The sequence below is a fragment of the Flexivirga sp. G2 genome, from assembly GCF_055397625.1.
Genome location: NZ_AP039675.1, coordinates 1,577,836 through 1,600,378, shown reverse-complemented (window position 1 = coordinate 1,600,378; position 22,543 = coordinate 1,577,836). Strand labels below are relative to the sequence as shown.

21 protein-coding genes are annotated in these 22,543 nt (G+C 68.4%); 2 read left to right on the top strand and 19 right to left on the bottom strand.

The genetic code is table 11. The annotated features are described in order from the left end of the window. Window positions 1-43: 43 nt before the first annotated feature. From ACZ50J_RS07710 to ftsZ, 9 genes are all read right to left on the bottom strand, one after another. Window positions 44-976 (bottom strand): RluA family pseudouridine synthase, encoded by a 933-nt coding sequence (locus ACZ50J_RS07710; protein WP_464300681.1) that lies wholly within the window; start codon window positions 974-976, stop codon window positions 44-46. Beyond that, complete coding sequence (gene lspA, locus ACZ50J_RS07705) at window positions 969-1,577, bottom strand: signal peptidase II (RefSeq protein WP_464300680.1); 609 nt, start codon at window positions 1,575-1,577, stop codon at window positions 969-971. Before lspA ends, ACZ50J_RS07710 begins: the two co-directional genes overlap by 8 nt. Then, on the bottom strand, window positions 1,541-2,521 hold the full coding sequence (locus tag ACZ50J_RS07700) for a TraR/DksA family transcriptional regulator (protein ID WP_464300679.1): 981 nt from the start codon (window positions 2,519-2,521) through the stop codon (window positions 1,541-1,543). Before ACZ50J_RS07700 ends, lspA begins: the two co-directional genes overlap by 37 nt. A gap of 294 nt (window positions 2,522-2,815) precedes the next feature. Then, a complete protein-coding gene (locus ACZ50J_RS07695) occupies window positions 2,816-4,009 on the bottom strand; it encodes a DivIVA domain-containing protein (RefSeq protein WP_464300678.1) in 1,194 nt (397 codons plus the stop codon). Window positions 4,010-4,100: 91 nt separating this feature from the next. Continuing rightward, window positions 4,101-4,379, bottom strand: coding sequence for a YggT family protein (locus ACZ50J_RS07690; RefSeq protein ID WP_325547945.1), 279 nt, complete (start codon window positions 4,377-4,379; stop codon window positions 4,101-4,103). 257 nt (window positions 4,380-4,636) lie between these two features. Further along, on the bottom strand, window positions 4,637-5,140 hold the full coding sequence (locus tag ACZ50J_RS07685) for a cell division protein SepF (RefSeq protein ID WP_464300677.1): 504 nt from the start codon (window positions 5,138-5,140) through the stop codon (window positions 4,637-4,639). Between the two features lie 65 nt (window positions 5,141-5,205). Next, the gene (locus ACZ50J_RS07680; RefSeq protein WP_464300676.1) at window positions 5,206-5,925 is read right to left on the bottom strand and encodes a YggS family pyridoxal phosphate-dependent enzyme; all 720 of its coding nucleotides are present in this window, start codon (window positions 5,923-5,925) and stop codon (window positions 5,206-5,208) included. Then, window positions 5,922-6,659, bottom strand: coding sequence for a peptidoglycan editing factor PgeF (gene pgeF / locus ACZ50J_RS07675; RefSeq protein ID WP_464301329.1), 738 nt, complete (start codon window positions 6,657-6,659; stop codon window positions 5,922-5,924). Before pgeF ends, ACZ50J_RS07680 begins: the two co-directional genes overlap by 4 nt. A gap of 91 nt (window positions 6,660-6,750) precedes the next feature. Next, complete coding sequence (ftsZ, locus tag ACZ50J_RS07670) at window positions 6,751-8,097, bottom strand: cell division protein FtsZ (RefSeq protein WP_464300675.1); 1,347 nt, start codon at window positions 8,095-8,097, stop codon at window positions 6,751-6,753. 333 nt (window positions 8,098-8,430) lie between these two features. On the opposite strand from ftsZ, the gene ACZ50J_RS07665 reads away from it, so the two are divergent. After that, complete coding sequence (locus tag ACZ50J_RS07665; protein WP_464300674.1) at window positions 8,431-9,435, top strand: TlpA family protein disulfide reductase; 1,005 nt, start codon at window positions 8,431-8,433, stop codon at window positions 9,433-9,435. A gap of 78 nt (window positions 9,436-9,513) precedes the next feature. Here ACZ50J_RS07665 and ACZ50J_RS07660 read toward each other — a convergent pair whose 3' ends face one another. From ACZ50J_RS07660 to ACZ50J_RS07650, 3 genes are all read right to left on the bottom strand, one after another. Further along, a complete protein-coding gene (locus ACZ50J_RS07660; protein WP_464300673.1) occupies window positions 9,514-10,005 on the bottom strand; it encodes a hypothetical protein in 492 nt (163 codons plus the stop codon). A gap of 211 nt (window positions 10,006-10,216) precedes the next feature. Continuing rightward, entirely contained in the window at window positions 10,217-10,831 is a 615-nt protein-coding gene (locus ACZ50J_RS07655; RefSeq protein ID WP_464300672.1) for a hypothetical protein, read from the bottom strand. Between the two features lie 209 nt (window positions 10,832-11,040). Further along, window positions 11,041-11,637 carry a LuxR C-terminal-related transcriptional regulator gene (locus ACZ50J_RS07650; RefSeq protein WP_464300671.1) on the bottom strand — a complete coding sequence of 199 codons (597 nt, stop codon included), beginning with the start codon at window positions 11,635-11,637 and terminating at the stop codon, window positions 11,041-11,043. 58 nt (window positions 11,638-11,695) lie between these two features. Here ACZ50J_RS07650 and ACZ50J_RS07645 point away from each other — a divergent pair, with 58 nt between their 5' ends. Next, the gene (locus ACZ50J_RS07645) at window positions 11,696-12,340 is read left to right on the top strand and encodes a helix-turn-helix domain-containing protein (protein ID WP_464300670.1); all 645 of its coding nucleotides are present in this window, start codon (window positions 11,696-11,698) and stop codon (window positions 12,338-12,340) included. A gap of 75 nt (window positions 12,341-12,415) precedes the next feature. On the opposite strand, the gene murC is transcribed toward ACZ50J_RS07645, so the two are convergent. The 7 genes from murC to ACZ50J_RS07610 all read right to left on the bottom strand — a co-directional run bounded on the left by murC (window position 12,416) and on the right by ACZ50J_RS07610 (window position 22,542). Beyond that, window positions 12,416-13,861, bottom strand: coding sequence for a UDP-N-acetylmuramate--L-alanine ligase (gene murC / locus ACZ50J_RS07640; RefSeq protein ID WP_464300669.1), 1,446 nt, complete (start codon window positions 13,859-13,861; stop codon window positions 12,416-12,418). 125 nt (window positions 13,862-13,986) lie between these two features. Beyond that, window positions 13,987-15,099 (bottom strand): undecaprenyldiphospho-muramoylpentapeptide beta-N-acetylglucosaminyltransferase, encoded by a 1,113-nt coding sequence (murG, locus tag ACZ50J_RS07635; protein ID WP_464300668.1) that lies wholly within the window; start codon window positions 15,097-15,099, stop codon window positions 13,987-13,989. Window positions 15,100-15,225: 126 nt separating this feature from the next. Beyond that, on the bottom strand, window positions 15,226-16,467 hold the full coding sequence (ftsW, locus tag ACZ50J_RS07630; RefSeq protein WP_464300667.1) for a putative lipid II flippase FtsW: 1,242 nt from the start codon (window positions 16,465-16,467) through the stop codon (window positions 15,226-15,228). Further along, window positions 16,464-17,942: a UDP-N-acetylmuramoyl-L-alanine--D-glutamate ligase gene (murD, locus tag ACZ50J_RS07625; protein ID WP_464300666.1), complete on the bottom strand. Its 1,479-nt coding sequence runs from the start codon at window positions 17,940-17,942 to the stop codon at window positions 16,464-16,466. The genes ftsW and murD overlap by 4 nt, the downstream gene beginning before the upstream one ends. Next, window positions 17,935-19,014, bottom strand: coding sequence for a phospho-N-acetylmuramoyl-pentapeptide-transferase (mraY, locus tag ACZ50J_RS07620; RefSeq protein WP_464300665.1), 1,080 nt, complete (start codon window positions 19,012-19,014; stop codon window positions 17,935-17,937). Before mraY ends, murD begins: the two co-directional genes overlap by 8 nt. A gap of 63 nt (window positions 19,015-19,077) precedes the next feature. Next, entirely contained in the window at window positions 19,078-20,487 is a 1,410-nt protein-coding gene (locus ACZ50J_RS07615) for a UDP-N-acetylmuramoyl-tripeptide--D-alanyl-D-alanine ligase (protein ID WP_464300664.1), read from the bottom strand. Window positions 20,488-20,493: 6 nt separating this feature from the next. Further along, the gene (locus ACZ50J_RS07610) at window positions 20,494-22,542 is read right to left on the bottom strand and encodes a peptidoglycan D,D-transpeptidase FtsI family protein (RefSeq protein WP_464300663.1); all 2,049 of its coding nucleotides are present in this window, start codon (window positions 22,540-22,542) and stop codon (window positions 20,494-20,496) included. Window position 22,543 lies beyond the last annotated feature (1 nt).

Here is a 22,543-nt window from a genome sequence, read left to right as displayed (position 1 = left end):
GCCGCTCGAACGTCAGGCGCTCGAACCTCAGACCCCTCGTGCGTCAGTGCGCCCGGGCGATCTCCAGGGCGTGCTCGAGGTCTGCCGGGTACGGGCTCTCGAAGGTGACCCACTCCCCCGAACCGGGATGGGTGAAGCCGAGTTCGGTCGCGTGCAACCACTGCCGGGTCAGCCCGAGCCGCTTGGCCACCGTCGGGTCCGAGCCGTAGAGCGGGTCGCCGACCAGCGGTCGATGCAGGGCCGCGAAGTGCACGCGGATCTGGTGGGTGCGCCCGGTCTCCAGGTGGATCGTCAGCAGGCTCATCGACCGGAATGCCTCGAGCAGCTCGTAGTGCGTGACGCTCGCGCGCCCGGCCTGCATCACCGCGAACTTGTAGTCATGCCCGGGGTGTCGGCCGATCGGCGCCTCGATGGTGCCCACCACCGGGTCGGGTAGACCCTGCACGAGTGCGTGGTAGGTCTTGTCGACCGTGCGGTCCCGGAACGCCTGTTTGAGCACCGTGTAGGCACGCTCGCTCTTGGCCACGACCATCAGACCGCTCGTGCCGACGTCGAGACGCTGCACGATGCCCTGGCGCTCGGCCGCTCCCGAGGTGGAGATGCGATAACCGGCAGCGGCCAGTCCGCTGACCACGTCCGGACCGTCCCAGCCGACGCTGGGGTGCGCCGCGACACCGGCCGGCTTGTCGACGACGACGATCTCGGTGTCGTCGTGCACGATCCGCAGGCCCTCGACGAGCTGCGGCTTGACCTCGGCGACCCGCGGGCCGACGCGATCCGGCATACGCACCTCGAGCCATTGGCCGGCACTGACCCGGTCGGACTTGCCGACGACCTTGCCGTCGAGCGTCACCTCGCCGTCGGCGGCGAGCTGGGCCGCCTGAGTGCGCGAGAAGCCGAGCACCCGGGCGATCGCGGCGTCCACCCGCTCACCCTCGAGTCCGTCGGGTATGCCGAGCGCCTTGACCTCAGTCATCCGTTGCGTCGCCCTTCGCAGGGGTGGCGGCAGCGCGCCGGCCGTCGATGCCGATCCCGAGGAACGCCAGGAGGGCGATGAGACACGCGGCGCTGACCACACAGCAGTCGGCGACGTTGAAGATGGGCCAGTGCGGCAGCTCCAGGAAGTCGACCACGTGACCCTTGCCGCCGCCGGGGGCCCGCACGAACCGGTCGGTCAGGTTGCCCAACGCTCCGCCGATCAGCAGGCCGAGGGCACACGCCCAGGGCTGGCTGCGCAACCGGCGCGCGAAGAAGATCGTGGCCACGATCACTGCAGCGGCGATGATGGTGAGCACCCAGGTGGCATTGGTGGCGATCGAGAACGCCGCACCCGGGTTGTGGGTCAGTCGCAACTGCAACAGGGTGCCGATGAGCTGCTTCGGCTGGTCCGGCTCCAGCGCGGACGACGCCCAGGCCTTGGTGGCCTGGTCGAGGCCGTAACCGATGACGGCAACGCCCACCAGCAGCGCGATCAGCTGAGCGGAAGGGCGCTGCGGTGTCGTCGGTGCAGGGTCCTGCTGGTCGGTGGGCTCCTCGGAGGTCAGCGCCGCTCCTGCTTGGCCTTGCAGCTCAGGCACAGCGTCGCCCGGGGGAATGCCTGCAGCCGCAGCTTGCCGATCGCGTTGCCACAATTTTCACAAACTCCGTAGGTGCCGTCGTCGATGCGTTCGAGCGCATGCACCGATTGTTCCAGCAGGTCCCGGGAGTTCTGCGCGAGGGAGTACTCGTGCTCGCGCTCGAAGGTCTTGGCACCAGCGTCGGCCTGGTCGTCACCGGCACCGTCGCCGCTGTCCTTGATCAGACCGGCAATGTCGTTCTCGAAGCCGTTGAGCTCGGCCGTCAGGCGCTCGACGTCGCCCTCCAGCTCGGCGCGCACGGCAGCGAGTTCTTTTGGAGTCCAAGGGGATTCGTCGTCGCGGACCTTCAGGTTGCGAGGTGTCGCGGACTTGTTGGCAGTGGTGGTGTTCGTGGCGGCCTTCTTTGTCGGTGCCGCTTTCGCGGCAGCTGCGGTCGTCTTCCGGGTCGTGCTCGGAGTTGCCGACTTCTTGGCAACCCGGGTCTTCGGTGTCGCTGCCCGCTGAGCGGGAGCGGCGGCCTTCTTGGTGCCGGTGGTCTTCTTGCTGCCGGTGGTCTTCGTGTTCGTGGCGGTGGGCGTCGCCTTCACGGCGGCCTTCTTCGCCGTCGCCTTCTTGGCCACCTTCGTGGCGGGAGCCTTCTTCGCCGCGGCCTTCTTCGCCTGGGTCACCTTCCGCGCTGCAGCGGTCTTGGTGGCGGCGGCCTTCTTCGTGACGGCCTTCTTCGTCGCTGCCTTCTTGACGGCGGACTTCTTGGCAGCGGACTTCGGGGTGGCTGTCTTCTTGGCGGCGGACTTCTTGGCGGCCGGCCGGGAAGGCGACTCACTGCGCCCGGCTGCCTTCGCGACGACACCCGTGGCCTTGCGGAGTGCAGTGGTGACGCGCGAGCGACTCCGAGTGGAGGACGCAGTGCTGGACGAGCCAGAGGCCGTCTTCTTGGCTGGCATCGCATACCTTCCTGTCGCAGCAGACCGGTTCACCCGATGGATGCGCCGGGCCTCTGCCCCCGATGTGACTGCGGGCAGAATAAGCGACACACAGCCGACATACAACGAATTTGGCGCCGGAGTTCCACGGCTGCGAGGACCGCAGCACGAACGCCGGCGCCTTCGCGTAGGTCTGACCACCGAACGAAGGCGGTGTCCGACGACGAAGCCGCCGGACACGGGAGCCTCACTGTAACGGATGGCACCCGCGCCCGACGGCTCGTGGTATGGCGTGTCAGACCACGGAGCTGAAGGTCAGCTCTTGGTCTTCGGCTTCTCCTCGACCGCCGTGTGGTCCAGCTGCGTGAGGTGGTCCTCGATGTAGCCGCGCAGCTTGGTGCGGTAGTCGCCCTCGAAGGACCGCAGCTGGTCGATGTGACCGCTGACCTTCTCGCGCTCGGAGTTGAGCTCACCCAGGATGCGGTTCTTGCGGTCCTCGGCCTCGCGCACCATCTTCTCCGACTTCTCGGTGCCGGTGCGGACCAGCTCGTCGTGCTTGCTCTGGCCGGTCGACAACAGCTCGTCGTGACGGCTCTGCGCGGCGCTGATCAGCTCGTCGTGCTTGATGTGCGCCGAACCGATGAGCTCGTCGCGCTTGGCGTTGGCCTCGCCGACGACCTTGTCGTGGTGCGCCTGCGCCTCGGTGACCAAACGATCGCGCTGTGCGTTGGCCTCGCCGACGACCTTGTCGTGGTGCGCCTGCGCATCGCTGATGAGACGGTCGCGCTTGGACTCACCCTCGTGGACGTGCTCGTCGTGCAACCGCTGCGCCAGCGCGATGACACCGGCGGCGCCCTCGGTCGACGCGATCGCGGCGACATCCGCGTTGGTGGCGCGAGCGTCGGCCGGCTTCAGCTCACCCGGCTTGGGCGCTGCCTGCTGGTTGTCGGCGGACTTGGCCGCCGCAGCCTGCTGCTCGGCGAGCCGCGCCTGGTGCTGCTCCTGCAGCTGCGCGTGCTCCTTCTTGGCGGCGGCGAGAGCGTTCTGGACCTGGTCGAGCTCGGCCTTGGTACGGGTCAACTCGTCCTTGGCGGACTTGAGGTTGGCCTGGGTCGACTTCAACTCACCCTGGCTGGACTTCAGCTCACCCTGGGTCTTCTCCAGCTCGACCTTGGCAGCCTTGGCGGCCTCGGCGTCCTTGGCGCTGGGCACCACCTGGGTCTGGTCCGCGTCGTCATTGCGACGGTTGACCGGCGTGAGCGCCGGCACGGCGGCGGCCGGGGAGGAACCCTGACCTGCATCGGCTTCGCTGCGGCCCGGAACGCCCTTGGAACGACGGCAGTCCTCGAGCTTGGACGTTACGTCCTCGTTCTCAGCGTTCAGCCGACGCAGCTCGACCACGATCTCGTCGAGGAAGTCGTCCACCTGGATCTCGTCGTAACCGCTACGACCGAAGCCCTTGGGCTTGGTGAACTCCTTCTTGACCACGTCTTCTGGCGTCAACGCCATGTGTGCACCTCAGTTAGTACTTCGGGACGGAAAGCATGCGTGTCCAGGTGGACACGCGGCGCTCGCCGCAACAATCGGATAAATATCGTGCTCACTTTATGATACTGAGCAGCAAAGAGACAGCCAGGATCAGGATGAGGAACGCCAGGTCCAGGCGAACCTGCCCGAGTCGCAACGGCGGGACGACCTTGCGCAACGCCTTCAACGGCGGATCCGTTGTGCTGTAAATGGTTTCGGCGACGACGAGCACTGGCCCGCGCGGGCGCCAACTTCGGGCGAAGACCTGCACCCAGTCCAACACCAGCCGCCCCAGCAACAGGATGAAGAAGACGTAGAGCAGCAGCGAGACCACGGTGAGCACGGCTGACATGAGTCAATTGTGCGGCATGGCTGCGCGGTCTGCGACGCCGGTTGCGGTCGCAAGCTCCCTGCAACCCGATCGCATCCCACGTCTCCCGTGCTTGTTCGCATTCAACTTCGTGGCTGCGCGGTCTGCGACGCCGGTTGCGGTCGCAAGCTCCCTGCAACCCGATCGCATCCCACGTCTCCTGTGCTTGTTCGATATCAACGGCATACGAGAGCCGGGACCGACCACCAGCCCGTGAGCGTATGCCGTCGGCGCGTCGATCAGCTCTGGTTGAACAGGCCGCGGCCGCTGGGACGGGCCGCCTCGGGCCCGCTCGTGGCGACCTCGATGCCGTGCGGGGAGAGCAGGAAGACCTTGCTGGTGACGCGCTCGATCGTGCCGTGCAGGCCGAAGACCAGGCCGGCCGCGAAGTCGACCAGACGCTTGGCGTCGGTGTCGTCCATGTCCGAGAGGTTCATGATGACCGGGACGCCGCTGCGGAAGCTCTCGCCGATCTCCTTGGCCTCGTTGTAGGTGCGCGGGTGGATCGTGTTGATGCGGCTCATGTCGCCGGCCTCCTGCCGATGCGGTGCCGGGGCGACCGGCGAGGTGTGCAACTGGGTGACCGGCGCCGGCTCGCGGTGGGTCTCCTCAGCGGGGTACCCGCTGTCCTGCGCCTCGTCATATTCCTCGGACCAGTCACCGGCGTATTCGTCGTCACGGTAGTGCGGGTCGGCCTCGGCCAAGCCGAGATATTCCATCGTCGCGCGCAGCTTCCCAGCCATGAATGTGCACTCCTTCTCACCACAAGGGGCCAGCCTCTGAGGCGTTTCGTCGGTCGCGGACGACGCTACCGGGGAGTGGGCCGAGATCCGAGGATTGCGCTGCCGACACGCAGGTGTGTCGCACCCGCGGCAACGGCCTGTTCGAGGTCCCCGCTCATGCCTGCGGACAACCACGTCGCGTCCGGATGATCGGCCCGTATGACGCCCGCCACGTTCGCGAGTCGTGCGAACGCCTCGGCCGGATCGGCGTCCAACGGGGCCACCGCCATGACGCCGCGCAACCGGAGCGACGCGCACTCGGCGATCGCCTCGGCGAGCGCCGCGGCATGTGCCGGTTCGACCCCGCCGCGACCGGAAGCTTCGGACAGGTCTACCTGAACGAGCACGTCGAGGGTGCGGTCCTCGGCGATCGCAGCCTTGTCGAGGGCACGCGCGATCTTGGCCCGGTCGACCGACTGGACGACGTCCGCGTAGCGGACGACGTGACCGGCCTTGTTGGACTGGAGTTGCCCGATGAAGTGCACGCTGAGACCGCTGCGGACCTCGCCGGGCAGTTCGTCGACCTTCGCGCCGGCCTCCTGGTCGCGGTTCTCCCCCACGTCGGTCACCCCGAGCGCGGCCAGGTGCTCCACATCGGACGCCGGGAAGAACTTCGTGACCGCGATCAGCGTGACGTCGTCCCGCTTGCGGCCGGCGGCGGTGCACGCCCGGTCTATCCGGGCGTTGACAGCCGCCAGACTCGCGGCGAGCTCGTCGCGACGGAGGACGTCATACATCGGGCTCATGCGGGGTCTCGCTGGACGATGACTCCGGCGAACCGGCCGGCCCGATGGTCACGTCGGTAGGAGAACAGTCGATCGGACTCCCGGGTGCACCCGGGAACCCAGGTCGTGTCGACCCCCCGCGCGTGCAGCTGGGCGACGACACCACCGGCGACGTCGATCGCGGGCGTTCCCGTCCAGCTGACGGTGCGGCTTTCCGGAGTGATCGCGGCCGCCTCCTCACGCATTTCGAGTGGGACCTCGTAGCAGCGCCCACAGACCGAAGGGCCAATGATAGCAACGGGATTCGTCGCTCCACACTCGCTCATCCGATCGAGTGCGCGGTCTACGATGCGTGCCATCATGCCGGGGCGTCCGGCGTGCACGGCGGCGATGACGCCGGCGCCCGGGTCGGCGAGCAGGACCGGCGTGCAGTCGGCGACCAGCACTGCGAGTCCGACACCGGACGCGGACGTGACAATGCCGTCACCCTCCGGGTCGTGGTTGCCGTCGTCGATCGAGACGACCCGGTCGCTGTGCGTCTGGTGCATGAAGACCAGGTCGTCCGGCGTCACGTCGACCGCGGCTGCGACCGCGGCACGGTTGCGCGCGACGTGCGACGGGTCGTCACCGACCCTGCCACCCAGATTGAGAGACGCGATCGGAGCGGCCGTGCTGACACCGCCTGCGATGTCGGTGAAGCCGACGTCGACGGTACGACCGTCGGGTCCGGTCAGTCGGTCACGCCACCACCACATCGTCACCTCTCACTGATCGAAATGCGGTAACCGTGGTTGGGGCCCCCGCGAAGTATTCGGAGGAGCGAAGCGGGGAGAAACTTCGTGGGGATTACTTCAGGAAGTCGGGGACGTCGAGGTCCTGGCCGTCGTCGAAGCTGACCTCACGCGGCGGGCGGTTGCTCGGGGTCTGCTTGACCGCACCCGGGTTGGCGGCCGGTTGCGCGGCCTCCTCCTGCTGCTGGCCGCTGTCGCCCTGCTGAGGCTGCTGACCGCCCTGTTGCGGCTGACCCTGTTGACCACCCTGCGGCTGGCCACCCTGCGGCGGTTGACCCTGGGGCTGGCCACCCTGGGGCGCGCCCTGCTGCTGCGGCGCACCCTGCTGCTGAGCGGCCGGCTGCGGCTTCTGCTGCGGCACGGCGCCGGCGGCGGTTGCCGGGGACTGCTGCTGCCGCGGAGCCGGAGCGCCCTGGATCTGACCGAGCGCGCGCTCGTCGGTGCGCTTGTTGGGAGCGCCACCCTCGAAGCCGGCCGCGATGACCGTGACACGCACCTCGTCGCCAAGGGCGTCGTCGATGACCGCACCGAAGATGATGTTTGCCTCGGGGTGCGCCGCCTCCTGGACCAGACGGGCGGCCTCGTTGATCTCGAACAGACCGAGGTCGCTGCCACCCTGGACCGACAGCAGGACGCCCTGCGCACCGTCGATGCTCGCCTCGAGCAGCGGGGACGAGATCGCGAACTCGGCGGCCTGCACCGCGCGGTCCTCGCCGCGGGCCGAACCGATCCCCATCAGTGCGGAACCGGCGCCCTGCATGACCGACTTCACGTCGGCGAAGTCGAGGTTGATCAGACCCGGGGTGGTGATCAGGTCGGTGATGCCCTGGACACCGGACAGCAGCACCTGGTCGGCGCTGTGGAACGCGTCCAGCATCGAGACGTTGCGGTCGCTGATCGACAGCAGTCGGTCGTTGGGGATGACGATGAGGGTGTCGACCTCTTCGCGCAGCGCGTTGATGCCCAGGTCGGCCTGGTTGGCGCGGCGGCGACCCTCGAAGGTGAACGGACGGGTGACGACACCGATGGTCAGGGCACCCAGGCTCTTGGCGATCTTGGCCACGACCGGCGCACCGCCGGTGCCCGTGCCGCCGCCCTCGCCGGCGGTGACGAAGACCATGTCGGCGCCCTTGAGCACCTCTTCGATGTCCTCGGCGTGATCCTCGGCCGCCTTCTTGCCGACCTCCGGGTCGGCGCCCGCGCCGAGACCCCGGGTCAGGTCGCGACCGACCTCAAGCTTGACGTCAGCGTCACACATCAGGAGGGCCTGCGCGTCGGTGTTGATGGCGATGAACTCGACACCCTTCAGACCGACCTCGATCATCCGATTGATTGCGTTGACGCCACCGCCGCCGATGCCGACGACCTTGATGACGGCCAAGTAGTTCTGCGGAGTTGCCACGAGGAACGGCCTTTCCAGCGTTAGACGATGTGAAGCAAAGCAAGTATGCCGACTGCGTGCTCCACGCCGGAACGCGGCTGCCGCACAGTCACCATGATGATGACGTTGATGGCGGCGCTGCCCTAATCGACACACCGTGGCGGGTCGACCGGCGTCTCACACAAGCAGCATCTGCGGCATGCTACGCGGCCTGCCACGCGTGCGGCGAGTATCGACCTGAAGTTGACGGTGAAGGGTATGGCGGCCGCGCGCCTTCCGCTGTCCGCCGAGTCGGCCGCGCATCCGCGTTCCGCTCATTAGGATTCGAGGCGTGAACACAGCGGGGACCCGACGATGATCGACTCGATCGGCGCACTTCTCACCTGGATCGTCGGAGCCGTGCTCGTCACGAGCGGCGTCCTGAAACTCGGCACCGCGAAATCCTTCCAGGTGACGCTCTCACAATTCGGACTTCCCACCTGGACCTGGCAGGACCAGCGGTCCGCGCGGGCCTTCCCCTTGATCGAGCTGGCCCTCGGCATGAGCGCCATACTCCTGCCGGGGCCGTGGCAGTCGATCGCGACCGCCGGGATCCTGGCGCTCTTCGTCGGCTTCCTCGTGGTGGTCGTACGGGTGAGCCGTCGACCGGTGCCGGTGTCGTGCAACTGTTTCGGCGGGCTCGGCGACGACACGGTCGGCACCCGCACCATCGTGCGCAACGCCGTGCTCGTGCTGCTGGCGGTCGCTGCGCTCGCCGCGCACCGCTCCCCCGCGTCGGTCGTCGCCGATCGACTCGCCGGCTGGTGTTACGCGATCCCTGCCGTGGTCGCCCTCGCAGCGGCCGGTGGCCTGGTCGTATGGCGCTCGGTCGCCGCGAACCGTCGCAGAGCGAAGCTGATTCGCACACTCTGCGTCCAGGATGCCGACGGCAACGAGATGCCGATCGCCGAATTCCAGGACCCGCCGACGTTCCTGGTCTTCTTCGCTCCACACTGCAGCGCCTGCCATGCACTGGTCGACGACTTCCGGTGGTGGCCGCACCTGCTGAAGGACGGCTACGACCTACAACCCGCGTTCATCGGCACGCCCGAGCAGTTCGCGGCGCAGGAGAAGTTCGCGCCCTTGGCACCGCACGCGTGGTACGTCCCCGTTGAGGTCGCCAGACATTTCGAGATCACCGGCACCCCCGGTATGGCGATCGTGGATGCCGACCACCCACTCGGCCGAGACCCGGTCACGGGGCACGCCCCCATCCAGGACGCGGTACTACGTGCCGACTGGCGCGAGGCGGCCATCGCGATGGCGGTCGACACCGTGGCGCCCGAGGACCTTCCTACGGAGCAGGCGGAACCGTTGTAGGGCGGACGAGCGACCCCGGGCACACAAGAAAGGACGCGGACCGTGTGGTCCGCGTCCTTTCTGCCCAGCAAGCTGCGCTCAGGCGCCGCTGCAGAGCACGAGCGTCGCGGTGACCGAGCCGGCCGGCTTCGCACCAGTCGCGGTGTAACCGGCGGGCAGCACCGTCGCCGCGTTCAGGGTGAAGGCGACAGAGATGGACAGCGTGGTCCGGAACGCCATCTGGGCACCGGCGGCCAGCGGTGCCGTCAGCGTGATCGAGCGGCTTGTCGGGCTCAAGACAGCGACGGAAGCAGTGCCGCCGGTCACCGAGAACACGCCGATGTTGGCGATGCCGCCTCCGTTGATGTTGATGACCGTGCCCGCGGGCAGCGGCGCGCTGCCGGCAGTCAGCGTGAAGCCCGGACCGAGCACACCGAGCACGCCACACGTGCCGTCGATGTGGTAGGCGCCGACGTCGGTCGTCGTGCTGGCCGAAGCGGCCGGCGCGGCCGCGGCAACGGCGACGACGGGAACCGACCACGCGGCGCCCTTGGCAATGGTGCGGCGGGAGACCTTCTGCTGACTTGTCATCTGGGATGCCTTTCACGTTTCGACGAGGACCCAGGGGCCGCTCGAAACGCTGCGATGCCCCTCTACAGGAGGACAGTAGAGCCGCGTGCGGCCTCACTCGTGTGGCCTAATCAGAAAGGACTAGATAAATCCACAGAAATACCTCCCGGGACGTCGAAAACCGCCGATGACCTCCCAGCCATCGGCGGTTCTCGATCACGTCACCGGAGCGTCAGAGCAGCCCCGCCAGGAGCCAGCTCGCCGAGCCGTTGCCGGCGCCACCATTGACCGAGTAGCCGCCCACCGACAGGCTGAAGTTGAAGGTGATCGTCTGCGGGCACTGCAGTTCCTGACCGAGAATCCGCAGCAGGATGACGACGTCGAACGACACCGACACCGGCCGGGCGCCCGGGGTCACCAAAGTGCCGCTCGGAAACTCGACGCCAGGGAAGGTCAGCGCCGCGCCGACAAGGGCAGTCGCGATCGTTGCGCTCACGCCGACCGACAGACCGCTTGTGGTGGTGTACGACTTCGTCGAACCGTCGGCGTGCCTCATCGTCAAGGTCGCGGAGTTCGCCGTCAGGACCGAGGCATTGAAGAGCCCGGTGCAGCCGGCGAGATTCGCGACGAACGCACCAGCCGGGATGGTCAGGTCGCCGGCGTGACCCCGGATGCGCGAGGCGGAGGCGGTCGCCACATTGAGCGTCGGCGTCGCGCACTGGGTGCAGGTCGGCGTGGTGCTTGCGGACGCGGCCGGTGCCGCAGCAGCCGTCGCGACGACGGGCAGCGTCCAGGCCGCACCCTTCGCGATGGTCCGGCGGTCGATCGTCTTCTTCTCGGTGCTCACAGCGAATTCCCCTTGCTGGTCATGAAAATGACGGACTGTGACAACCGAATCCGGCGGCTGGTCAGCCGTAAAATCCCCGCGCTTTCGGTCGTCGATCCGGACTTTACTAACTCTTTACTCAGTAAAGGTTCGGTATAGTCACAAGGGACTACTCGCCGGTATGAACGCACGTCCATGTGCGTGAACAGAAGAATTCTTTACACGGGCGGTCAGCCCGCGAGCATGCCCCTGGCGTGCAGCTGGCGAGCAAGCTCGACCCGATTGGCGGCGGTGCTGTCGACCTTGGCGCGGACGTTCGCAAGGTGCACCTTGAGGGTGCGTTCGCTGATCCCGAGCTGCGCCGCGACCTGCGCTCGCGGCGCATCGGCGTGCTCGACGAGGTAGGCCCGGCATACGCGCTGTTCGGCGGGCGTCAGCCGCACCGGGGACGCGGCGAGTTCCGGTAGCGACAGGTCGCCGGATGCGACGCGCACGGCGGCGACCACCAGGTCACGCTGCGCGCCGATGACGGACACGTAGCCACGCAGCCCCGCCTGGACCAGCTCCGCGACCGTGCCGGTGTGCAGGTAACCGCCCCAGGCAACCGTCGGACGCTCCCGGACGATCGTGCGCACCGCCGCCATACCCAGCGCCGGGAGATCGACCACGGTGACGTCGTGGTCCCGGCCGCTCTCCGCGGCAGCGTGCTCTCCCACGAGGGCGAAGGCACCCGACTTCCGCAAGGTGTCCGCCAGCGCCTCGCGGTGCAGCGCGAAGGGGCTGATGACGTCGACCCGGCGCATCGGTGTCGAGAGTTCGTCTCCCACCGAAGGAGTTTCGGGATTTGTCACCTTGATCTCCTCATGGTCGGGGAAACTGGGCGGCATGGCGCCTCGAAGCAGCACCTACATCGTGCACAGCAGCCCGATAGTCGCACACGCAATCGAGGATTTTTTGCTGGCGGCCGGACGACCGGTCAAACACTGTGGCTACTCCTGGATTCAATTCATCACCCGGTGGGACTTCTCCGCCGCAGTGGTCGTCATCGACGCGTACCTGGACGATCACGTCCCCCTGTCGCTGAAGGTCCGGGCGTTGTACGACGTCGGCAGCAGCGCCATCGTGATCGGCGAGTCGGACGACCGGTTACGTGCCCGTGCCGAGCGCGAAGGCTGTCAGCAGTGGATCACACCGGACACCCCGACGGGGGAGATCGCGGCACAGATCGCGGCCGTTGTGGAGGCGGACCGGGTGTCGCGACCGGAGCAGCGGACCGGCGAGCCGCATTTCACCGACCGTGAACTGCAGATCATGGCGGCATACACCAGCCGGCGAGCACCGACCGCGAAGGCCCTCGCGCGCAGCCTCGGCATCAGCATCGACACGGCACGCAGCCATCTGCGGGCCGGTCGCCGCAAATACGAGCATGCCGGCATCGACGTCGGCTCCCGGGCACGCCTGCAGCAGGCCCTCGTGCGGGACGGCTATATGGTCGACATGGACCGCTGGGCGGCGCTCGCCCGGTGGTGAAGAGTGCGGGGTTTCGAGACGCTCCCCCGCTCCCGCCTTCGTTGCGCCTCCCCCTCCTCAACCGCCGTGGTTGTGTCAGGGAGTCAGGGCCGCCAGGATCCGCGGGCCCAACGTGGTGATGTCGCCGGCGCCGGCGGTGATGACCAGGTCGCCCGGCCGGACCCGGTCCAGCACGGCCCGCAGAGCGTCGTCGAGCGACGGCGCGTACGAAACCTCGGCGTTCGTGACCTGATCGGCGATCAGCGCACCCGTCACTCCCGGGACGGGCTGCTCGCGGGCCGCGTACACGTCCAGCACGACGACAACATCGCTCTGCGACAGGGCCGCGGCGAGTCCGGCGGCGGCGTGCTGCGTCCGTGAGTAGAGGTGGGGCTGGAACACCGTGAGCAACCGGCCGCCGTCGCGGAGGCCGAGGCCGGCGCGGACGGCCGCGTCAAGCTTGTCGGGGTTGTGCGCGTAGTCGTCGATGACGCGGACTCCCGCGGCCTCGCCGCGCGGCTCGAGACGGCGCGCGGATCCGGCGAACTCGCCCAGCCCGGCCACGGCCTCCTGCAGCGGTATGCCGAACCCCTCGGCCATCGCGAGGGCGACGCCTGCCGCATTCTGCAGGTTGTGCGCGCCGGGGACCTTCAGTCGCAGCGGCACGCTTCCACCGGATGCCGGGAGAAGCGTTGCGCTCCCATCGAATCCGGACCCCGACTCGTCGGCCAGTCGCAGGTCGGCATCGGCGGTCCGACCGTAGGTGACGACGCGTCGCCCCAGCTGTCGGTGCCGTGCGGCCAGCGCCGCGGCACCCGGGTCGTCCGCACACGCCACGAGCAGACCGTCGTCGCGAACGGTGTCGGCGAAGTCGGCATACGCCTGCTGCAGTCGCTCGGACGTCCCGTAGAAATCCAGGTGGTCGTCACGAACGCTGGTCACGATCGCGACCTGGGGGTGATAGACGACGAACGAACCGTCGCTCTCGTCAGCCTCGACGACGAACGAATCTCCTTGACCGACACCGGAATTGGCGCCGATGCCGGCAATCGGGGCGCCCATCGCGAACGAGGGGTCAGCACCCACGTGCCGCAGCGCCACGATGGCCATGGCGCTGGTCGTCGTCTTGCCGTTGGCGCCGGCGACGGCGAGTGCCGCTCGCCCGGCCATCAGCACACCCAACGCCTGTGCCCGGTGCAGCACCCGCAAGCCGCGTGCACGCGACGCGGCGAGCTCCGGGTTGTCCTCCGCGATCGCCGACGACACCACGACGACCGCCCCGTCGGGGATCAGCGCAGCGTTCTCGGCGGTCTGTCCGACACGGACCTCGGCCCCCGCCGCCCGTAGTTCGTCCAGCACCGGGCTGTCGGCGCGATCCGACCCGCTCACCGCGACGCCGGCATCGAGCAACAGGCGGGCGACGCCCGACATACCCGAGCCGCCGATCGCGATCAGGTGAGCCGCCCGGATGTCGGCCAGGGCGGGCAGCGGCGCGGCGAAATCGAAACGGCGGTTGACGCCATCGGGTGCGTGATCGGTCATGTCACCTGTCCTTGCATCGAAATCCTTAGTGCTGGCGGAGCCTTTCGAGACGCTCGCTCGTCCCTCACGAACTCCTCAAGGTGCTCCGCATTTCGAGACGCTCCTCCGCTTCGCTCCCCCGCTCCTCAACCACCTTGGGTGACGGCCTCTTCGATCATGTCGACCAGTCGCTCATCGGCGTCACCGTGTCCCTGGGCGCGAGCGGCATCGGACATGCGGGCCAACCGCTCCTCGTCCTGGACCAGCGGAATCACTTGCCGCTGAAGGTAATCGGTGGTGAAGTCGTCATTGTCGACCAGCAGGGCTCCGCCGGCGTCGACGACGTCGGTGGCGTTGAGTCGCTGCTCGCCGTTGCCCACCGGGAGCGGCACGAAGACCGCGGGCAGGCCGATCGTCGAGGTCTCACACACCATGTTGCCGCCGGATCGGGTGACGACGAGGTCGGCGGCCGCGTACGCCAGGTCCATGCGGTCGGCATACGGGAGGACGACGTAGGCGGGGTCGTTCGGACCGGCCGCCGGCACGGTCACCTCCTTGCCCTTGCCGGTGACGTGCAGCACCTGGACACCGGCGTCGCGGAAGGCTGCAGCCGCAGCAGCGACCGGCTCGTTGACGCGCACGGCACCGCTCGATCCGCCGGTGACCAGCACGGTCGGACGGTCGCCGCGCAGGCCGAAGGTGTCCAACGCCTCCGGTCGCAGTGCGGCCCGGTCGAGCGTGGTGATCTCGCGACGCAGCGGCATACCGACCACCTGGGCGTTCGGCAGTTTGGTGACCGAGAACGCCGTGGCGACGTGCTTGCTGAAGCGCGAGCCGAGCTTGGTGGCCAGGCCGGCGAGGGCATTGCCGTCGTGCACCACGATCGGCAACCCGAGCTTGCGGGCGGCCAGGAAGGCCGGCGGACTGACATAGCCACCGAAGCCGACCACGACGTCGGCGTCGACCTCCTGGGCGATCTGTGCGGCGGCCTTGCGCGCGGCGCGAAACTTCACCGGGAAACGCACCGCGTCGGCATTGGGGCGGCGCGGGAACGCGACCTTGTCGATCAGCCGCAGGTCGTAGCCACGAGCGGGGACCAGCGTCTCCTCGAGGCCGCCATACGAACCGAGCACGGTGATGCGCACGTCCGGGTGGCGCCGGCGCAGCGCATCCGCGGTCGCCAGCAGCGGCGAGATGTGGCCGGCGGTGCCGCCGCCGGCGAGCAGGACGGACTTCAAACGGGGTGAAGGCTGACTCATGATCCTCGTGACCTGGATAAGTGACGACAGTTGCGAGTTACTCGCCGTTTCGCGGGCCGTCGGGCGAGTAACTGACGACAGTAGCCAGTTGTGGACGGTGGGGCGGCCCCGGGCCCGCGAGCGAGACTACCGACGCGCGAGCGGCAACACGGCCAGCGTGCGCTTGACCGCGCTCGGTCGCGCCTCGAGGGCGGCCTTGCAGGTCGGTTCGTTGCGGGCGAACGAGATCAGGATGCCGAGCGCGAGCAGCGTTGTCACCAGGGCGGATCCACCGGAGGAGACCAACGGCAACGGGACACCGATGATCGGCAGCAGGCCGGTCACCGAACCGATGTTGATCATCGCCTGGACGAGGATCCAGGTCATGATGCCCGCGGTCGCCAATCGGACGAAGAAGTCCGTGCTCGTCACGATGAGCCGGTAGCAGGCGTAGCCGAGAGCGACATACAGGGCGACGACGGCCAGGGTGCCCGGCAGGCCGAGCTCCTCGCCGATGACCGCGAAGATGAAGTCGTTGTGCGCCTCCGGCAGCCAGGACCACTTCTCCCGGCTGGCACCGAGACCGACTCCCCACCAGCCGCCGTCGGCCATCGCGTAGAGGCCGTGCAGCTTCTGGTAGCAACCCGGGGTGTCGGCGTTGAGGCAGGTGCCGAGCCAGACGTCCAACCGGCCGGTGCGGTTGCTGTTGGTCGCCACGAATCCGGCGGCGACCACGGCTGCGAACCCGCCGACGATCGCGAACAACCGCATCCGGACACCGGCCACGAAGAGCACCGCCCCGACGATCGACGCGAGCACCATCGTGGTGCCGAGGTCGTGACCGAGCAGCACGAGCCCGAGCAGCAACAGCGCCATCGGGAAGAGCGGGATGACCACGTGCCGCCACTCGCCGAGCACCTTGCGCTTGCGGGTCAGGACCATGGCGGCGACCAGGATGATCGCGATCTTGCCGGCCTCGGAGGGCTGCACGGTGAAGCTGCCGAAGCCGATCCAGTTCCGGTTGCCCTGCACGGTGCGGCCGATCGGCGAGAACACCGCCATCTGCAGCAGCACCGCACCGGCGAACGCCGGCAGCGCGAGCCACTTCCACACTCGCACCGGCACGCGGCTGGCGATGACGGCGGCGACGACGCCGATGGCGGCATACATCGCCTGGTTCTTGAAGACGGTGTATGACGAACCGCTCGCCTGGTATGACGTGACACTCGACGCGGACAACACCATGACGAGGCCGAAGAGCAGCAGCATGCCGGTCGAACCGAGCAGCAGGTAATAGGGAGCGACCGGCGACTCGAGCCGACGCATCAGGCTCTTGGGCTGGAAGCGGGAGAGGTCGAAACCGGACTCGGTCGAACTCGTCGAACTCATGACAGACCCTGGACGGCTGCGGCGAACGCGTCCCCACGGGCGCCGTAGTTGTCGAACATGTCCATCGAAGCGGCGGCCGGCGCCAGCAGCACCACGTCACCGGGTCGGGCGAGCGACTGCGCGGCGCGGACGACCTCAACCATGGCCCCAGTCTCGGTGCTGGCGACGTCGACGACCGGGACATCCGGCGCGTGTCGGCGCAATGCCTCCGCCAGCCGCTCGCGGTCCCGGCCCAGCAGCACCACGCCACGCAGTCGCGGTGCCGCGGCCTGCACGAGCCCGTCGACGTCGGCGCCCTTGAGCAGGCCCCCGGCGATCCAGACGAGGTGTTCGTAGGCGGTCACCGAGGCCAGCGCGGCGTCGGTGTTGGTGGCCTTCGAGTCGTCGATGTAGATCACGTCGTCGACCCGGCCGACGCTCTGCACCCGGTGCGGTTGCGGACGGTAGGCGCGCAGGCCGGCCTGCACCGCGGCGGGCGTGACTCCGTAGGAGCGCGCGAGGGCGGCCGCGGCCAGGGCGTCCGCGATGTAGTGCGGTGCCGGCGGCACCCCGTCGATCGTCAGGTCGTCGATCGTCGCGAGCTCGGCAGCGCTGTTGCGCCGGTCCTCGATGAATGCCCGGTCGGCGAGCACGTCGTCGACGACCCCGACCATCGAGATCGCCGGGGTGCCCGTGGTGAATCCGATGGCGCGACAACCCTCCACGACATCTGCGTCCATCAGCAGCTGCTCGGTGGTCGGGTCCTGCACGTTGTAGACCGCGGCCACCTGGGTCCGCTCGAAGACCCTCCCCTTGACGCGTCGGTACTCGTCATACGAACCGTGCCAGTCGATGTGGTCCGGAGCGACGTTCAGCAGGCACGACGCGTATGGCGACAGGCTCTGCGACCAATGGATCTGGAAGCTGGACAGCTCAACCGCGAGCACCTCGAACGGCTCCGGGTGCAGCACTGCTTCCAGGATCGGCGTGCCGACGTTGCCGGCGGCGACCGCGCGCAACCCGGCGGCCTGCAGGATCGACTCCAGCATGGTCACGGCCGTGGTCTTGCCGTTGGTGCCGGTGAGGGTCAGCCACGGTGCGGCACCTTCGGCCGGCCGCATCCGCCAGGCGAGTTCGACCTCGCCCCAGATCGGGATGCCGGCCTCGGCGGCGGCGACCAGGAACGGGTTGTGCGGCGGCACACCCGGGGACGTCACCACCAGCTCGGTGCCTTCCGGCGGAGCCGGCGGCACCTCGTCACCGAAGAGCACGGTGACGCCGAACACCTCGAGGATCTGGGCCCGCTTGACCATCGTCTCGTTGCGGTCGCGACTGACCACCGTCACGGCGGCGTCGCGCTGCATCAGCGCATCGGCGGCGGCGAACCCGGACAGACCGAGCCCGACGACCACGACCCGCAGGCCGGCCCAGTCGGCGTCGCGATGGGTCAGGTCGTCCAGGCGCTTCGCGGACCGGTTGCTGTCCGGCTCAGACACCGCCGACGACCCACTCGGCGTAGAACAGGCCGAGCCCACCGGCGACGCAGAGCCCGCAGATGATCCAGAAGCGGATCGTCACGGTGACTTCGTTCCAGCCGAGCATCTCGAAGTGGTGATGGACCGGCGCGATCCGGAAGATCCGCTTGTGCCGCAGCTTGAACGACCCGACCTGCAGGATCACCGACAGCGTCTCGATGACGAAGAGTCCGCCGATGATGACCACGAGCAGCTCGGTCCGGGTGGTGATCGCCAGCCCGGCAAGAGCACCGCCCAGGGCGAGCGAACCGGTGTCACCCATGAAGATCTTGGCCGGCGAGGCGTTCCACCACAGGAAGCCGAAGCAGGCACCCATGACACACGCGGCGACGACGGCGAGGTCGAGTGGGTCGCGCACGTTGTAGCACTTGGACGAGGTGACGAACTGGCAGTTCTGGTTGAACTGCCAGACGCTGATCAGCGTGTAGGCACCGAAGACCATCACGCAGGCTCCGGTCGCCAGACCGTCGAGACCGTCGGTGAGGTTCACCCCGTTGCTGGTGCCGGCGATCATCACGTTGGCCCAGATCACGAACAGCACGACGCCGATGGCGGTACCGCCGGCGGCCAGGTTGAACCACGTGTCCCGCACGAACGAGATGTGATAGCTCGCCGGCGTGATGCCGTCGCGGGAGAACTTCGTTGCCAGCACGGCGAAGATCACGGCGATGAGTGTCTGGCCGATGAGCTTCTCGGCAGACCGCAGCCCGAGGGAGCGCTGCCGGGAGATCTTGATCCAGTCGTCCAGGAACCCGACCAGACCCAGGCCGACCATCAGGAACATGACGAGCAGACCCGACGCGGTGGGAGCGTCCCAGGTGAGCAGGTGGGCCAGGACGTAGCCCGCGACGGAGCCGGCGATGATGACGGCACCGCCCATGGTCGGGGTGCCGCGCTTGGTGTGGTGGCTGGTCGGGCCGTCGTCACGGACGAACTGGCCGTATCCCTTGCGGACCACGAAGTCGATGAAGACCCGGGTGCCGACCAGACCGACGATGAGCGCGACGAGCGCTCCGATCAGGACGAGCTTCACCGGAGAGTCCTTCGGCTCGACTCGCGGAACCCGGTCCGGAGAGGCGGTTTCGGCACATCGGGCCTACGCATGCGTCGATCCATCTTCTTGAAGAAACCCACCTTGCTCGACAGTGATCCGGTCCCCGAGGTAACGCAGACCGGAGTCACGACTGGACTTGAGAAGTATGACGTCTCCCGGCGCCAGGAGTCGCATCACGACCCGGTGCGCCGCCTCGACATCTGCGGCACGTTCGACGGCGACCCCGGCCGCTTGCGCGGCGGCAGCGATCGGCTCCGCACCCGCACCGACGACCACGACGTGATCGACACCGAACTCTCCTGCGGCCGCGCCCATGTCGTGATGCGCCTGCTCGCTCAGATCGCCCAGCTCGCGCATCTCCCCGAGGACGGCGATCGTGCGTCGGCCCTGGCCCATCCGCTGCAGCGCGGCGAGGGCGGCCCGCATCGAGTCCGGGTTGGCGTTGTAGGCGTCGTTGACCAGGGTGATGTCCCGGTCCAGTTGATGCACTTCCATCCGCCAGCGGCTGACCGGTCGGGCGCCCGCGAGTCCGCCGGCGATCTGCTCGGGGAGGACACCGAGTTCGCGCGCGGCGACGGCCACCGCCAGCGCATTGCCGATCTGGTGCTCACCGTGCAGCCCGAGCTGCACCGGCAGCGCGTCGACGCCGTCCAGGCCGATGATCGTGAACGACGGCCGGTCCTGCTCGTCCAGCGCCACGTCGATCGCGCGGACCTGGGCGTCCTCGCCGCGGCCGACGGTGACCACCCTGGCCACGCTGCGGCTGGTCATGGCGAGGACCCGCGGGTCGTCGGCGTTGAGCACCGCGAGTCCGGAGGTGGGCAACGCCTCGACGAGTTCGCCCTTGGTCTGCGCGATCGCCTCGACCGAGCCGAACTCGCCGACGTGTGCCGTCCCGACGTTGAGCACGATGCCGATCGACGGCGGGGCGATCCGCGTCAGGTAGGTGATGTTGCCGATGTTGGTGGCGCCCATCTCGGCCACCAGGAAGCGGGTGTCGGACGTCACCCGGCACACGGTCAGCGGCACGCCGACCTCGGAGTTGTAGGAGCCGACCGGCGCGACGGTCTCCCCCACCGGTGCGAGCACCTGGGCCAGCAGGTCCTTGGTCGAGGTCTTGCCGGAGCTGCCGGTGATGCCGACGATCCGCAACTGCGGCGCCCTGTCGACGACGGCGCGGGCCAGCGCGGCGAAGGCCTGTTGCACGTCCGCGACCACGACGGTGGGTATGCCGGGCAGGGCTCGTGAGCCCAGGACTCCGACGGCTCCGGCCGCAACGGCGGACGGGGCGAAGTCATGGCCGTCGGCGTGCTCGCCGACGCGGGCGACATACAGGCTGCCGGGCGCGGCCTCCCGCGAATCGGTGACGACGGGTCCGTCGACCGTCCGGTCGACACCGTGCAGCGTGCCGTCGGTGACCGTGGCGATGTTTTCGAGTGTGAACGCGATCATGTCTTCTCAGGGTTTGCGACTGCTCGCAGTGAAGGTGAGCGGGTAGGGAGACGCCTGCTTGCCGGTCGGTGCGACGCCCGCCTTCTGCAACGCGTAGCTCATGATCTTGGAGAACACCGGGCCGGCGACGTCACCACCGAAGGTGCTGCCCCTCGTCGGGTGCTGCAGGGTGACGGCGACGATGTAGCGCGGGTTGTTGGCCGGCGCGAACCCGATGAACGACGCGGTCACCCCGTTGTAGCGGCCCAGCTTCGGGTCGTAGCGGTCCGCGGTGCCGGTCTTGCCGGCGATGGAGAATCCCTGCACCCCGGCGGCCTTCGCGGTGCCGGTCGTGGAGATCACGCCCTCCATCATCTTGGTCAGCTGCGCTGCCGTCGACTTGGTGACGACGCGCTTGGCCTTGCGGGTGTCCTGCGGCGCGGTGTAGTCGGTGCCGTCGGCGGTGTTCGTGCCGATGCCCTTGATCAGCTTGACCGGCTCCTTGACGCCACCGTTGGCGACCGTCGCGAAGACCGACGCCTCCTGCACCGCCGTGCTCGCCAGGCCCTGGCCGAACATGACCGTGAAGCGCTGCGTGGCACTCCAGTTCTTGTATGGCGAGAGCACACCCTGGGACTCACCCGGGTAGCCGAGGCCGGAGGTCTGCCCCAGGCCGAACGCACGCATGTAGTTGTAGAGCGTGCCCTTCGGCAACCGGCTACCGGCGAGCATCGTGCCGATGTTGGACGACTGGGACAGCACGCCCGACAGGGTCAGCTGCTCGGTGCCGTGCGTCTCCGCGTCGTGGAAGGTCGTGCCGGCCCGGGTCAGCGTCGGCGGCACGGTCACGTGCGTGGTCGGCGTCGCCTTGTGCTTGTCCAGCAACGCCGCCATGGTGATGACCTTGCTGGTCGAACCCGGCTCGTACGCCTGGTTGAACGGCGCCGACTGCAGCTCGTCGGACGAGGCGGCGGCGACATTGTTGTTGTCGAAGCTCGGGTAGCTCGCGACCGCCTTGAGGTTCTGCTGGGTGTCCATGATGACCACCTCGCCGGAGAGCGATCCGGAGCTCTTCACGGCCGCGGCGATGGCGTTCTGGGAGTACCACTGCAGGTCGTTGTCGATCGTCAGCTGGACGTTCTTGCCGTCCTGCGCCGGGGTGTCCTTGTTGTCGCCGGTCGCAATGACCGTGCCGTCCGGTGCGGTCTCGTAGACGTGCTCTCCGGGGGTGCCGTTGAGCTCCTTCTGCTGCATCTGCTCGACACCGCCGCCGCCCTTGCCGCTGCCGTCGACCCAGCCGATCAGCGGCGCCACCGAGGTGCCCTGCGGGTAGTCGCGCTGGGTGCTGGTCTCCGGCAGCACCCCCGGTATGCCGAGCGCGGCGATCCGCTTCCACTGGCGCGGTGTGATGTTCTTGCTGAGGTAGGTGAACCGGGAGTTCTTCTTCAACGCCTCCTGCATCGCGGTCAGGATGGGCTGCGGCTCGACCCCGATGGCGTCGGCGATGTCGATCGCCGCACCCGCCAGACCGACCGTGACGACCTCACCCTTGACCCGCTTCTTGTAGGTCTGGGTCGCCGTCGGGTCGTCCGTGACGTTGACCCGGTCCACGCTCGAGGCGAGCACGACGCCGTTGGAGTCGACGATCGAGCCGCGCAGGGCGGGAAGCGGGGTGGTACGCAAGCGCGATTTCAGCGCCTTCTCGGAGACGGCCTTCGCGTCGAGTCCCTGGATGCGCAGCAGTTGCGCCGTGAAGAGGCTGAAGACGATCAGCGTCGCGACCATCAGGATGCGCGCGCGCCGCCGCGGGTGTCCGACGCCGAGCGCGACCGGACGGCGCGGTGCCGCCGGTGGCGGAGCGGCCGCCCGCTGGGTCTGCGCCGGAGCGGGACGCTTGCGCGGAGTGTGCTGCTCGGCCCGTGCCCGGTTCGGACGATGGGTCGAGGTTCGCGCCGACGGGGCGTCCCGGTGACCCGAGGTGGAACCGGACCCGGCGCCACGAGCCTTGCCGCCGGACGCCCGAGCCGAACTGCTGGAGCGCGCGGACCGTGCTCCGGGGCGTCGGGACGATGTCACT

Coding starts and splice junctions, on each gene's coding strand:
- ACZ50J_RS07710 (WP_464300681.1), bottom strand. CDS start 976: ATGACTGAGGTCAAGGCGCTCGGCATACCCGACGGACTCGAGGGTGAG.
- ACZ50J_RS07700 (WP_464300679.1), bottom strand. CDS start 2,521: ATGCCAGCCAAGAAGACGGCCTCTGGCTCGTCCAGCACTGCGTCCTCC.
- ACZ50J_RS07695 (WP_464300678.1), bottom strand. CDS start 4,009: ATGGCGTTGACGCCAGAAGACGTGGTCAAGAAGGAGTTCACCAAGCCC.
- ACZ50J_RS07690 (WP_325547945.1), bottom strand. CDS start 4,379: ATGTCAGCCGTGCTCACCGTGGTCTCGCTGCTGCTCTACGTCTTCTTC.
- ACZ50J_RS07685 (WP_464300677.1), bottom strand. CDS start 5,140: ATGGCTGGGAAGCTGCGCGCGACGATGGAATATCTCGGCTTGGCCGAG.
- ACZ50J_RS07680 (WP_464300676.1), bottom strand. CDS start 5,925: ATGAGCCCGATGTATGACGTCCTCCGTCGCGACGAGCTCGCCGCGAGT.
- pgeF (WP_464301329.1), bottom strand. CDS start 6,659: ATGTGGTGGTGGCGTGACCGACTGACCGGACCCGACGGTCGTACCGTC.
- ACZ50J_RS07665 (WP_464300674.1), top strand. CDS start 8,431: ATGATCGACTCGATCGGCGCACTTCTCACCTGGATCGTCGGAGCCGTG.
- ACZ50J_RS07660 (WP_464300673.1), bottom strand. CDS start 10,005: ATGACAAGTCAGCAGAAGGTCTCCCGCCGCACCATTGCCAAGGGCGCC.
- ACZ50J_RS07645 (WP_464300670.1), top strand. CDS start 11,696: ATGGCGCCTCGAAGCAGCACCTACATCGTGCACAGCAGCCCGATAGTC.
- murC (WP_464300669.1), bottom strand. CDS start 13,861: ATGACCGATCACGCACCCGATGGCGTCAACCGCCGTTTCGATTTCGCC.
- murG (WP_464300668.1), bottom strand. CDS start 15,099: ATGAGTCAGCCTTCACCCCGTTTGAAGTCCGTCCTGCTCGCCGGCGGC.
- ftsW (WP_464300667.1), bottom strand. CDS start 16,467: ATGAGTTCGACGAGTTCGACCGAGTCCGGTTTCGACCTCTCCCGCTTC.
- ACZ50J_RS07615 (WP_464300664.1), bottom strand. CDS start 20,487: ATGATCGCGTTCACACTCGAAAACATCGCCACGGTCACCGACGGCACG.